We start from the raw sequence: 13,238 nt of genomic DNA on the forward strand, positions 1-13,238 counted from the left end.
GTTGTTAGCTATCTTTGCAGCTAAATTGATTTGTATAAACTTTGAATGAGATATTGTTTTTCCTGTAATCAAGACTCCGAAATTTTTGGTGAGACAAAAACGACAGAAGCCTCCAATTAGGAGGCCAGTCGGAAAAGTATAAAGCTATGCTTTGCATAGGGTTATCCGTAAGAGAATAAAGCAGATAACCCCTAATTTGTAGGATGTATAGTGCCAGCGGCGTTAAGGTAATTCCAGGCAAATATTGAGATGAAGGCTTCTGCGAATATTCATCCGCAGAAGCCTGAAATCAGGCGTGGGGTTCCAGATTATCGAGAATGGTTAGCGCTTCAGGCGGAAGCGTTAATTGCGCGGCGGCGAGATTTTCATGCAGATGCGCTAGCGAAGAGGTACCCGGAATGAGCAGAATATTCGGCGAGCGCTGAAGCAGCCATGCCAGCGCCACCTGCATCGGGGTCGCGTCCAGAGAAGCGGCGACATCGTTAAGCTCCCGGGCCTGTAGCGGCGTAAAGCCGCCGAGCGGGAAAAAGGGCACCCAGGCGATATGCTGCGCCGCCAGTTCGTCAATAAGCGGGTCATCCTGACGGTTCGCCACGTTGTACTGGTTCTGAACGCAGACGATGGGCGTCATTTTTTGCGCATCGCTCACCTGTCTGGCGGTAACGTTGCTCAGCCCGATATGGCGAATCAACCCGCGTTCTTTAAGCTCCAGCAGGGTGGTTAAGGGCTCCTCCAGCGAACCTTCTACCGGACCGTGAGTGCCGAGCATACTGCGCAGATTCACCACCTCAAGCACGTCGAGACCCAGATTGCGCAGATTATCTTCCACCGCCTGAGTGAGCTCCGCGGGAGACATCGCGGGGAGCCAGTTGCCTTTTTCATCGCGGCGAGCGCTGACTTTGGTCACGATGCACAGATCGTCGGAATAGGGATGTAGCGCCTGGCGAATGAGCTGATTCGTGACGTGCGGGCCATAAAAATCGGAGGTATCGATATGATTGACGCCCGACTCGACCGCTTCCTGCAGTACGCGGATAGCGGTTTGCGGATCTTTTGGCGGCCCAAAGACGCCGGGCCCCGCAAGCTGCATCGCCCCGTATCCCAGACGATAAACCTGACGATCGCCTAACGTCGCGGTACCGGATAATTTTACGCTGGACATATAAACCCCTGCTCTAATGGTATGCAAAGGATCAGTGTATGTCCGTCAGGGAGATTGGGGGGATGAGAATGTTGGCAGAACGTGCGGCGAGCAAGAAACTCGCCGCAGAGCAAGGATCAGCTAAAAAACATCACTGATACGCAGAGCAAACCGACAACCAGGGTAATGAAGTTACCCACCGAGCGGTAGGGCTTCAGCGCCGGAATAAGGTACGTGGAGAGGGTCGGCATGATGAACAGGATCATCGCAATAAGCGGGCCGCTAATGGCGTAAATCATTGAAATAGCGTTGGGATTGATAAAGCACACCACGAAGGTCAGCGTCGATACCAGCAGGATCGACATCGCCCGGTTGAACGCGCGGCTCTTGCGAATACCCGCCTGAGCGAGAGACGTTTTGACGATTTCGCTGGCCCCTTCAATCACGCCAAAATAGGTACCCAGGAACGATTTCGACATCGCCACCACCGCCACAATAATCCCGGTGACCGCCAGCCACGCCGGTGACCCCGGCATCATCGACAGGGCGGAAAGAATGGTGACCCCTTGATTGCGCGCGGTTTCGATATAGCCCGCTGGTATCGACAGCAGGCAGCTGAAGACGAAAAACAGCACGCTGGCGCAGATGAGGGTGTAGGCCACCTTCATGATTTTTTTGCATTTACCCATGGCCAGCTCGCCGTATTTTTCCTGCTGATCGATAGCAAAAGTCGAGATGATTGGCGTATGGCTAAAAGCGAAAACCATCACGGGAATGGAGATCCAGATTTGGTGGAACGTGTGCGGGGTCAGCTGCATCTGGCTGGTCAGGTAAGCCGGCTGCCAGCTACCCATTAAATAGATGGAGAGGAACAGAAAACAGGCGATCAGCGGGAAGACTAAAAAGCCCATCACCTTAATGGTGACGTGGCGGCCCATTAAAAAGATCAGATTCAGCACCAGCACAACGGCCAGGCTGAGCAGCGCCCGTACCTGGGAGGTGATGGGGACATGTCGGGATAGCTGCTCCGCGAGCGAGTTAGTAATGGCGACCGCGTAGATCAGCACGACCACGAAAAAGGCGAGGAAATAGAGGCCGGTAATCAGGTTGCCGATCTTTTTACCGTAGTAGTGGTTAACGGCGCCGGTAATCCCCTCGCCCGGGGCGATGTTGGCGGAGAGAATAAACTGGCTCAGCGCTTTATGCGGCCAGTAGGTCAACGGCCAGGCGACCAGCGCGGTGATGAAAAGAACAATGGCGCCCGCGGATCCCAGTTGGATCGGCAAGAATAACGTGCCAGCGCCTACAGCAGTGCCATATAAGGCGAAACTCCAGAGAGTTTCTTCTTTAGACCAAATTTTAGACATTATGCGACTTTATCAACCAGAAAACGAACAAAAAGGAGTGCAATTTATCACATTTATGAATGGGCTGCGGCGATAGTTTCTGGCTAATAAGTGAAGCGGCGGAGCGCCCGTCAATCGATCGGGCGATCCGTGCAGGATGAGCGGCGAGCGGCGATTCGCTGCAGGCGAACCTTCATCACGCGCTCGCGCAGCGTATCCCAGGCCCAGTTGAAGGCCATGGTGTAGGGCAGGAAGAACAGCATGAAGCCGATTTCCAGCATAAACGCCTGCATCAGCGAGACGCCCAGCACCAGCGCGACCATGGTGACGCCAATAAGAATAAAGCCTGACTCAAAGCCGATCGCGTGCAGCGCGCGGACCCGCAGGTTGCGGACGACACGGGAAACCGGCCACAGGCGGTCAAACAGGGCGTTATAGATAATGTTCCAGACCATCGCCAGCGTCGCGAGCAGGATACTGAGCCCGCCCATTTCGACTACCGAACGCTGCATTAGCCATGCGGCGGTCGGGGCGAGGATCAGCGTCGCCAGACCTTCAAAGCTGATAGCGTGAATGACCCGTTCCGTCAGCGTTTTGCGCTGGGCGTTAACTTGTTGCATGGCTTGTTGCCTCCGGACTTTATAAGAAATTACCCGGCATTTTATGGATAAATATGATAAACAAAAGATAGTATCCATCGATAAAGTAGATAGTTCATGCGCTATTCTCCCGAAGCTTTAACCGCTTTTGTCGAATCCGTGGCCTGCGGTTCGTTCTCTGGCGCGGCGCGGCGGCTGCGTAAAAGCCAGTCCACCATCAGTACCGCAATCGCCAATCTGGAGGCCGATCTTGGCGTCACGCTGTTCGATCGCACCTCCAGGCAACCGACGCTGACGCCGCAGGGCGAACAGGTGTTGAGTTATGTGAAAGCGATTCTGGCGGCCAGCGACAGGCTGGATGAACTGGCCATTTCGCTGTCTGGCAACACCGAAGCGCGCCTGACCTTTGTGCTCTCCGATACGCTGCATCCCGATGTGCTTGAAGATCTGCTGGCGCAGTTCGATCGCCGTTTTCCGCATACCGAATTTGAGTGCCTGATTGGCGAAGATGACGATGTTATCGATCTGCTGCAAAAAGAGCGGGCGCAGGTGGGGCTGATTGAGGCCAGGGACAGCTATCCGACAGAGATAGGCAGTATCCGCCTGCCGATGCAAACCGAAATGGCTATCTTCGTGGCGCCCCGGCATCCGCTGGCGGCCCAGGGGAGAGTCACCCGTGACGAGCTGTTCAGCTGGCGCGAGCTGCGCCTGAGCACCTATCTGGACAATTCGGCGGAACCGGCGCGCGGTCTGGTCTGGTCGGCGCCAAACTATCTGCTGCTGTTCAGCATGGCGGCTCAGGGGCTGGGGTGGTGTATTTTACCCAGCGCGCTGGTGGAGGAGTTTGCCGGGAGCGGAAGCCTGGTGGCGCTGGATATTGCCGGCTGGCCGCGGATGATCTCTACCGATTTGCTGTGGAATAAAAAAGCGCCGCCGGGCGAAGCCGGAAGCTGGTTGCGTCAGCATCTGCAGGGGAATGGGCGCAAATAGGGGCCATTTATGCCATCGTCGACGATCTTTGTGATTTCCCTCACTTTTTTTAAACAATTGCGAAATTTTTTGATAACAATTCACTACTATGATGCTGTTTCTTTGCGCAGAGGCGGAGCAGAGGTAGAGGATGAAAGATGTCGTAATCGTCGGCGCGTTGCGAACGCCAATCGGCTGTTTTCAGGGCACGCTATCGCGTCATTCTGCGGTGGAGCTGGGCAGCGTTGTGGTAAAGGCGTTAGTGGAGCGCAGCGGCGTCGATCCGCAGAGTATTGATGAGGTGATCCTCGGCCAGGTTCTGACGGCAGGAACCGGACAGAATCCGGCACGTCAGTCGGCGATACGTGGCGGGCTGCCTAATACTGTTTCTGCCATTACCATCAACGACGTCTGCGGTTCCGGGCTGAAGGCACTGCACCTGGCAACCCAGGCGATTCAGTGCGGCGAAGCGGACGTGGTGATCGCCGGAGGGCAGGAGAATATGAGCCGCGCCCCGCATGTGCTGACCGATAGCCGGACCGGCGCGCAGCTGGGTAACAGCCAGCTTATCGACAGCCTGGTCCATGATGGCCTGTGGGATGCGTTTAATGACTACCATATGGGCGTGACGGCGGAGAACCTGGCGCGCGAGTACGGTATTAGCCGTGAATTGCAGGACGCGTGGGCGCTTAGCTCGCAGCACAAAGCGCGGCGAGCGATTGACTCCGGCCGCTTTCGCGATGAAATCGTTCCGGTGACCAGCGAACTCAACGGTATTCCGCGGCTGGTGGATACCGATGAGCAGCCGCGCGTTGACCCCAGCGCTGAAGCGCTGGCCAGTCTGCTGCCGACTTTTGACCAGCAGGGCTCGGTCACCGCGGGCAACGCGTCGAGCATTAACGACGGCGCGGCGGCGGTGATGATGATGAGCGAGACTAAAGCCGAGGCGCTGGGGCTGCCGATACTGGCGCGGATCCGCGCCTTTGCCAGCGTTGGCGTCGATCCGGCGCTAATGGGCATCGCCCCGGTCCATGCTACCCGCCGCTGCCTTGAGCGAGCGGGCTGGAAGCTGGATGAAGTCGATCTGATTGAAGCCAACGAAGCCTTTGCCGCCCAGGCCATTTCGGTGGGTAGGGTGCTGGAATGGGATGAGCGGCGGGTGAACGTCAACGGCGGCGCTATTGCGCTTGGCCATCCGATCGGCGCTTCCGGCTGCCGGATCCTGGTTTCCCTGGTGCATGAAATGATCAAACGCGACGCCCGTAAAGGGCTTGCCACGCTGTGTATCGGCGGCGGTCAGGGCGTGGCGCTGGCGGTGGAACGTTAATAAGTCTTTTCTAATATGCGTTAACTGAGCCTCCCTGTGGAGGCTTTTTTTTTCTTCCCACCAGGCGTTTCCCTCCCAAAAAACTCCTTTTTGACGCGCGATTTTGGTGAGCGTTGTCACGTCTTTTTGTGCCACCTTTTTTGAAACAAATATTTACGATCGCGATCACTAAAACATTATTGCCTAAAAAATAAAATACGGTTTTATAAAAACGAAACGATATTTTAATTATGAGGGGTAATTTATGTTCGCAAGATCTCTGGCCCTTGCTGCACTCTGTGGCATGTCCTTCGCGGCTTCAGCTGTCACGGTAGATTTACGTCACGAATTCATTGATGGCGGGAAAACGGATAAGAGTAACGCCGACCGCGTTTCCGTCTCCCACCGTTTCGCTAACGGCTTCGGCTTCTCCGTTGAGGCGAAGTGGAAATCGGGCGGCGAGAACACCAGCCAGCCTTATTCCGATTTCGTCGGCAATGGTCATGAAGAGAGCATTAGCTGGCAGTGGAAAGCGGACAAGAACTTCTCGGTTACGCCGGGGTTCAATATTGAAAGTAACGATAGCCGCTCGATCTACAAGCCAAACCTGCGCGTGCAGTACAGCTTTGATAATGGCTTCTACGTTGCTGCCCGCTATCGTTATGACTATACCCGCTACCCGGCGAATGCAGGGAAAGACGATGACAAAGTTAACCGTGGCGATGCGTGGGCCGGTTACGTCTTCGGCGACTGGCGTACGGAGCTGAACTACGTTTACGCGCGCAGTAGCGAAGGAGTTAAGCGCAACGACAACAAACCGTACTCGCAGGAGTACAACCTCAAGGTTGCCTATAAGCTGGATAAAAACTGGGCGCCGTACGGCGAGCTCGGCAACGTCGGCGTCAACGATCGCAGCGACCGCCAGACCCGCTTCCGCGTAGGTGTCGCCTACTCGTTCTAAATTAAAAAATGTCTTCATCGTTTACCCCGGAGCGGTCAGCCGGGGTTTTCTGTTGGTATGAATCCCTCTTCCCTGAGGCGGCGCAGCGCGCCCCAGCTACACGTCATGTAGCCCGGATAAGCGCAGCGCAATCCGGGGCAAACGTCGGGCATAAAAAAGCCCTCCGAAAGGAGGGCAAGGCCAGTTACAGAAACACTAACTCAAACAGTGGCTAACGCTATGCCTTCAGCATCTCAGGCTGCGGCGGCAGCTTCGCGATATAAACGGCAGGTTTGCCGTCTTTATCGGAGCTGAACAAAATGGCGCTATCGTCCGGCGTAAAGGACGGGTGCGGGTGGGTCACCTGGCGACTATTGGCCACCGTTGCCCAGGAGGTATCGTGCCGCGCGACGCGGAAATAGGCCTGCTTCGCGACATCGAAAGCGTACAGATACGGGTCGTTATCAATGGTGTAGCCGCTGGTGTCTTTGACGTCCACCGGGGTGCCGGAGCCATCGCCAACCAGCATCGTGCCGTCAAAGTTACTCATCAGATGCGAGCAGGCAGGCATCTGCATCACCGCTTCATTGACGCCGGTATCCGGGTTGAAGCTATAAATTGTTCGACCCTGCTGGCCCTTCAGATAAGAGACGTACACCAGCGCGGAGCCGTTCGGAACCCAGAATTCGTGAGTGCAGCTTTCGCCTTCCGCATGCGCTTTAACTTTACGCACGTTGCTGCCGTCTTCATTCACCATCCACATCCGCGCATCGACCAGGTCGTGCGGGCCTTCATGGCAGAAGGCGACGGTATTGTCATCGAACGGACGATAAATCGGATGGCCTAGCCATTTCTTCTCTTCGTGGATCACGCTGCTTTCGCCGGTTTGCAGGTCGACGCGCAGCAGGCGGCAGCGGGGGCCTTTGTGAAAGAAATCGTGGAAAATCTGCCAGTCGTTAAGCGGCGTCCAGTCGCTTTTGGCAATCTCAATGCCAACCAGTTTGGTGCAATCGCTGTTGGCCACCCAGGTGCCGTAGCCAACCCAGTCATCGGCAACGCGATAAACTTCGCGCTCTTGCAGCGTCGTGAGGTTAACTTCCAGCAGCGTCCGGTCGTTCTTCACGTAATAAAGGGATTTATCATCCGGGGAAAGGAAACCGCCAAATGTGTTATCACCAGCGCCTTCCGTTAGCTGCACCGCTTCGGCTTTTGCGAGGTCCAGCAGATAGTAGTTCCAGTTACCGTCGAACTCGCCGGCGAACAGCAAATGGCTGCCATCGTTAAAAAAACACTTCTGATAGAAATAGTTACGATGACAGGTCACTTCTGGTGGGGTTAAACGGGTGATCTCCGCGCCGGTGTCCGGATCGCGGCTGACGTCATAATTCAGTTTAACCCGCATGCCTTTAGCCATGATGTACTCCTTTTCCTTCCTGAGATGTCGCCCGCCTGCGTTGACCGGCCAGTGGAAGTAGATTTAAAAGATGGGTGTTAATTTATCAAAACATCGTTTCATTATTTGTGATGGCGGACGCAATTCGCAACAACTTCTTGCTGCAGATCGCGTTTTTTTGCTTTACGTGCGGCAGGTATCCCGGCGGTCTTTGTTTTCTTGTCGATTTTTTTCGATCCCTGGTCTTTTTTTTAAGTTCATTTTAACTAGCTGTATTTTAAAGAATTAAATAAATATTTCCGGATCAATTCTCCGGCGCTTCGTGATCTGTTTTGCATTTTTAACATTTAGCAGTCTTAAAATTGAAACGATGTTTTAATAATAATTGAAAATGACTTTAGCCGGGGATAAGATGTGCTCACAGTAAAACGGAACTCTGTTTTATTTTTAGAAGGGTCAATCCCTGAGAGTTCTTCAAACCATAAGGGTCTGCACAAGCAGCAGGCTGGACTATCAGAACCTTGCCTGTACCTACACAGGCTCTGAAAGATTAAGGAACCAAGTATGATTCTCGACGCATTCTCCCTGCAGGGCAAAGTAGCCGTGGTCAGCGGCTGTGATACGGGTCTGGGCCAGGGTATGGCGGTTGGCCTCGCGGAAGCCGGCTGCGATATCGTGGGTATCAATATTGTTGAACCGACGGAAACCATTGAGCGCGTTACGGCGCTGGGCCGTCGTTTTCTCAGCCTGACCGCCGATCTGCGCCAGATTGACGGCATTCCACAACTGCTGGAGCGTGCGGTAGCGGAGTTCGGTCATATCGATATTTTGGTTAACAATGCCGGTCTGATCCGTCGCGAAGACGCGATTGAATTCAGCGAGAAAAACTGGGACGACGTGATGAACCTGAATATTAAGAGCGTGTTCTTTATGTCTCAGGCGGCGGCGAAACACTTTATCGCTCAGGGTACCGGCGGCAAGATTATCAATATCGCCTCGATGCTCTCTTTCCAGGGCGGGATCCGCGTACCGTCCTACACGGCGTCAAAAAGCGCGGTGATGGGCGTGACCCGTCTGCTGGCGAACGAGTGGGCCAAGCACGGCATCAACGTCAATGCGCTGGCGCCGGGCTATATGGCGACCAACAATACCCAGCAGCTGCGCGCCGACGAACAGCGCAGCAGCGAGATCCTCGACCGTATCCCGGCGGGACGCTGGGGCCTGCCAAGCGACCTGATGGGGCCGGTGGTCTTCCTGGCTTCCAGCGCTTCTGACTACATCAACGGCTACACCGTGGCGGTGGATGGCGGCTGGCTGGCGCGCTAATATTTGCCGCGTTATCAGCGCAAAATGGAACCCTGCTTCGGCAGGGTTTTTTTATGGCTGAATAACAATTGTCCATATGATGAAATTGAAATAGTCCATATGGTTTACTTGTTTCTCAGCAGAGTATCTATGTTTAACAAGGGTCGGTGAAGTTGAAATGCTTATTTTCTGTTCTTTCGAAAGTTGAATGTCCATCACAAAACCATTGCCTGTAGCAACTTAATCCATATCTTTGGCTTGTCACGCCTGACACCTTGCGCCGCCGATCCCGTAGTTTCATCGTATGTCTTACTTCGTCTGGCGGGAAAAAAATGACCTCAATCAGTCACGACTCTACAACTATGCCGCGTACGCTGCGCGATACCCGGCGCATGAATCAGTTTGTCTCGGTTGCCGCCGCGGTGGCAGGATTGCTGTTTGGCCTTGATATCGGCGTAATCGCCGGGGCGCTGCCCTTTATTACCGATCATTTTGTTTTATCCAGCCGCCTGCAGGAGTGGGTGGTGAGCAGCATGATGCTGGGGGCTGCCATCGGCGCGTTATTTAACGGCTGGCTCTCTTTTCGCCTTGGGCGCAAATACAGCCTGATGGTGGGCGCAGTGCTGTTCGTGGCCGGTTCCGTGGGCTCCGCTTTTGCCGCCAGCGTCGAAATGTTGCTGGCGGCGAGGATCGTTCTCGGGGTCGCGGTGGGGATTGCCTCTTATACCGCGCCGCTGTATCTGTCGGAAATGGCGAGCGAAAACGTGCGCGGCAAGATGATCAGCATGTATCAGCTGATGGTAACGTTGGGGATCGTGATGGCGTTTCTCTCCGATACCGCGTTCAGCTACAGCGGCAACTGGCGAGCGATGCTTGGCGTACTGGCTCTGCCGGCGCTGGTGCTGATTATTCTGGTGATCTTCCTGCCGAATAGCCCGCGCTGGCTGGCGGAAAAAGGGCGTCACGTGGAGGCGGAAGAGGTGCTGCGGATGCTGCGCGACACGTCTGAAAAAGCCCGCGACGAGCTGAATGAGATCCGCGAAAGTCTCAAGCTGAAGCAGGGGGGCTGGGCGCTGTTTAAGGTCAACCGCAACGTGCGGCGGGCGGTGTTCCTCGGTATGTTGTTGCAGGCGATGCAGCAGTTTACCGGGATGAATATCATCATGTACTACGCGCCGCGCATCTTCAAAATGGCCGGCTTCACCACTACCGAGCAGCAGATGGTGGCGACCCTGGTGGTTGGCCTGACCTTTATGTTCGCCACCTTTATCGCCGTCTTTACCGTCGATAAGGCCGGGCGTAAACCGGCGCTGAAAATCGGCTTTAGCGTGATGGCCATCGGCACGCTGGTGCTGGGCTACTGCCTGATGCAGTTTGATAACGGCACCGCCTCCAGCGGTCTCTCCTGGTTGTCGGTGGGGATGACCATGATGTGTATCGCCGGCTATGCGATGAGCGCCGCGCCGGTGGTGTGGATCCTGTGTTCGGAAATTCAGCCGCTGAAGTGTCGCGATTTCGGTATCACCTGCTCAACCACCACCAACTGGGTGTCAAACATGATTATCGGCGCGACCTTCCTGACGCTGCTGGACGCGATCGGCGCGGCGGGAACCTTCTGGTTATATACCGCGCTGAACGTCGCTTTTATCGGCGTGACGTTCTGGCTGATCCCAGAAACCAAAAACGTCACCCTTGAGCATATTGAACGCAAGCTGATGTCCGGCGAGAAGCTGCGCAATATCGGCAATTAACTATAACGACTCGCGCGGCAGCCACGGGCTGGCAACCCGTACCGTCTCCCGATGGCTGTCGCCGTTAATAATGTGCAGGGCGCTCAGGCGCCCAATATCATAGTGCGGGAGCTGTACCGTTGAGAGCGGCGGAAAAAACAGATCGCCGATCCCCACCATATTGTCGTAACCCACCACAGCCACATCCTGCGGAATGCGCAGCCCCTGCGCCAGTAGCGTCTGATAGACCATAAACGCGATGCGGTCGTTGCCGCAAATCACCGAGTCGAACGGCAGCGTGGGTTGCTGAATATGCGCCAGCACGACAGCGGGAATATCGCGATAGTGCTCATCACCATAGGCCATATAGCTGTGATGGAGCGTATCCGGGTCAATCCCCGCTTCCCGGCAGGCGCGTTCCAGCCCCTGACGGCGGCGGACGGTCGCCAGATGATTCACCGGGAGATGCAGGCACAGCGGACGGCGGTAGCCCGCGGCCAGCAGAGCCTGCACCGCCGTATACTGGCCCTGTTCGTCGTCCGGGATATAGCTGGCCACCGGATCGTGCAGGCTTTCGCAGTTGGCCAGCACGCAGGGGAGGGTTAACAGCTTGGCCGGCAGCGGCACCTGGCGCAGGCCCATCGTGGTATAGATAATCCCGTCCGGACGGTGGGAGAGCAGCAGGTCGACAATGGTTTCCGGGCTATCGTCAGAGAACATATTGACCACGAAGCTGTTCCAGCCGTGCGCCCGCGCGGTCTCTTCGATGGAGAGCGTAATCTCCACCGAGAACGGCGTAGTGACGGTATCCAGCGCCAGCACCCCGATGGTGTTTGGCGTCGCGTGGGCGCCGCGAATTTTCTTCGCCGACAGGTCGGGGACATAGTTGGTCTCTTCGATAGCCGCCTGGACCCGAGCCAGGGTCTCCGGCTTGAGTCTTTCCGGGCTGTTTAGCGCTCGGGAGACCGTCATCAGCGACACATTCGCCAGCTTTGCCACATCTTTCAGAGATGCCATATTAAGTGCTCCACCCATGCCGTCGGCAACGGGTTTTACTAAGTTACTGATGTAAAAGGATCATGCGATATTCTATCGTACACCCGATGCCGATGCAGACGAGGAATATTTGATCGCGATCCCACTCTCATTATGTTAACGTTAACTTTTGTGATTAACATCATGAATCTCAGCAAAATGACATGAGATTCGTTTTTTGTTAACGTTACCATATCAGCATTACTCCTACATGAGAATGTCATGATGAAAGCGCACCCCTCACAAAGCTATCCGTTACTCAGCGCGTTACTGTTTTTCTTTTTCGTGACCTGGTCCTCTTCAGGTTCGCTGCTCTCGATCTGGCTGCACCAGGAAGTGGGCCTTAAACCGGGGGATACCGGGATTATCTTCTCGGTGCTTTCCGTCTCGGCGCTTTTCGCGCAGGTGTGTTACGGCTTTATTCAGGACAAACTCGGCCTGCGTAAAAATCTGCTCTGGTACATTACCGTTCTGCTGATCCTCTCCGGCCCGGCCTATATGCTGTTTGGCTATCTGCTCAAAATTAACGTGTTGCTCGGCAGCATCTTCGGCGGGATTTATATCGGACTGACCTTCAACGGCGGTATCGGCGTACTGGAGTCCTATACCGAGCGCGTCGCGCGCCAGAGCCAGTTTGAATTCGGCAAAGCGCGGATGTGGGGCTCGCTGGGCTGGGCAGTGGCGACGTTCTTCGCCGGTTTGCTGTTTAATATTAATCCGCATTTAAACTTCGCGGTGGCCAGCTGCTCCGGACTGGTCTTTTTTATACTACTGGCGCGACTGCGAGTCTCTTCCGCGCCGCACGCCATGCAGGAGGCGGTATCGGGCGGTAAAGTGACGCTGGAGGACGCTCTGCGTCTGCTGACCCTGCCGCGCTTTTGGGCGCTGGTATTCTTCGTCATCGGCACCTGTATCTACGGCGTTTACGATCAGCAGTTTCCGGTCTACTTCTCTTCCCAGTTCCCGACCTTACAGGAAGGCAACGAGATGTACGGCTACCTGAACTCGTTCCAGGTGTTCCTTGAAGCTGCCGGTATGTTCTGCGCGCCGTGGCTGGTTAACCGTATTGGCGCGAAAAATGGTCTGATCTTCGCCGGGATGGTGATGGCGATGCGTATGGTGGCGTCCGGGCTGGTGGAAGGGCCGCTGCTTATCTCCATTACTAAACTGCTGCACGCGGTCGAGTTGCCGGTGCTGCTGGTCTCCATCTTTAAATACAACAGCCTGAACTTCGACAAGCGTCTCTCCTCAACGCTGTATCTGGTGGGCTTTGCCTGCACCAGCTCGGTTATCGCGACGGTGCTGTCGCCGCTGGCTGGCTATAGCTATGAGAAATACGGCTTCGCCCAGTCCTATCTGATTATGGGACTGCTGGTGTTCTGCACCACCTTTATCTCCATCTTCTTGTTGCGTTCCAGTAAGTCCTCTTCGGACCCGCTGATGCCGCAAACTTCCGCTATCTGAATCAAAAGAG

At 55.2% G+C, this 13,238-nt stretch carries 11 protein-coding genes; 6 read left to right on the forward strand and 5 right to left on the reverse strand.

The genetic code is table 11. The features are described 5' to 3' along the window. Positions 1 to 289 precede the first annotated feature (289 nt). From K7H21_RS04805 to K7H21_RS04815, 3 genes are all read right to left on the reverse strand, one after another. The gene (locus K7H21_RS04805) at positions 290 to 1,162 is read right to left on the reverse strand and encodes an aldo/keto reductase family oxidoreductase (protein ID WP_004124682.1); all 873 of its coding nucleotides are present in this window, start codon (positions 1,160 to 1,162) and stop codon (positions 290 to 292) included. A 116-nt stretch (positions 1,163 to 1,278) separates the two neighbouring features. Further along, positions 1,279 to 2,508, reverse strand: coding sequence for an amino acid permease (locus K7H21_RS04810; protein ID WP_004124679.1), 1,230 nt, complete (start codon positions 2,506 to 2,508; stop codon positions 1,279 to 1,281). A 110-nt stretch (positions 2,509 to 2,618) separates the two neighbouring features. Next, entirely contained in the window at positions 2,619 to 3,107 is a 489-nt protein-coding gene (locus K7H21_RS04815) for a multidrug/biocide efflux PACE transporter (protein WP_004124676.1), read from the reverse strand. A 96-nt stretch (positions 3,108 to 3,203) separates the two neighbouring features. Here K7H21_RS04815 and K7H21_RS04820 point away from each other — a divergent pair, with 96 nt between their 5' ends. From K7H21_RS04820 to K7H21_RS04830, 3 genes are all read left to right on the forward strand, one after another. After that, positions 3,204 to 4,076, forward strand: a complete 873-nt coding sequence (locus K7H21_RS04820; protein ID WP_223035631.1) for a LysR family transcriptional regulator — start codon at positions 3,204 to 3,206, stop codon at positions 4,074 to 4,076. Positions 4,077 to 4,206: 130 nt separating this feature from the next. Beyond that, on the forward strand, positions 4,207 to 5,382 hold the full coding sequence (locus K7H21_RS04825) for an acetyl-CoA C-acetyltransferase (RefSeq protein ID WP_004124670.1): 1,176 nt from the start codon (positions 4,207 to 4,209) through the stop codon (positions 5,380 to 5,382). 244 nt (positions 5,383 to 5,626) lie between these two features. Beyond that, positions 5,627 to 6,322: a porin gene (locus K7H21_RS04830; RefSeq protein WP_004124666.1), complete on the forward strand. Its 696-nt coding sequence runs from the start codon at positions 5,627 to 5,629 to the stop codon at positions 6,320 to 6,322. A 217-nt stretch (positions 6,323 to 6,539) separates the two neighbouring features. Here the strand turns inward: K7H21_RS04830 and K7H21_RS04835 are convergent, their stop codons facing one another. Then, a complete protein-coding gene (locus K7H21_RS04835; RefSeq protein WP_004124664.1) occupies positions 6,540 to 7,715 on the reverse strand; it encodes an oligogalacturonate lyase family protein in 1,176 nt (391 codons plus the stop codon). A 543-nt stretch (positions 7,716 to 8,258) separates the two neighbouring features. On the opposite strand from K7H21_RS04835, the gene kduD reads away from it, so the two are divergent. Both kduD and araE read left to right on the forward strand, forming a co-directional pair. Then, positions 8,259 to 9,020 (forward strand): 2-dehydro-3-deoxy-D-gluconate 5-dehydrogenase KduD, encoded by a 762-nt coding sequence (gene kduD, locus K7H21_RS04840; RefSeq protein ID WP_004124661.1) that lies wholly within the window; start codon positions 8,259 to 8,261, stop codon positions 9,018 to 9,020. 311 nt (positions 9,021 to 9,331) lie between these two features. Beyond that, entirely contained in the window at positions 9,332 to 10,750 is a 1,419-nt protein-coding gene (gene araE / locus K7H21_RS04845; protein WP_004124659.1) for an arabinose-proton symporter AraE, read from the forward strand. Here araE and K7H21_RS04850 read toward each other — a convergent pair whose 3' ends face one another. Continuing rightward, positions 10,751 to 11,746, reverse strand: coding sequence for a LacI family DNA-binding transcriptional regulator (locus tag K7H21_RS04850; protein WP_004124657.1), 996 nt, complete (start codon positions 11,744 to 11,746; stop codon positions 10,751 to 10,753). 240 nt (positions 11,747 to 11,986) lie between these two features. Between K7H21_RS04850 and K7H21_RS04855 the strand changes: the two genes are divergently transcribed. After that, the gene (locus K7H21_RS04855) at positions 11,987 to 13,228 is read left to right on the forward strand and encodes an MFS transporter (RefSeq protein ID WP_004124655.1); all 1,242 of its coding nucleotides are present in this window, start codon (positions 11,987 to 11,989) and stop codon (positions 13,226 to 13,228) included. Positions 13,229 to 13,238: the final 10 nt, after the last annotated feature.

This window comes from Klebsiella sp. CTHL.F3a, assembly GCF_019890895.1.
GTDB lineage: Bacteria > Pseudomonadota > Gammaproteobacteria > Enterobacterales > Enterobacteriaceae > Klebsiella > Klebsiella grimontii.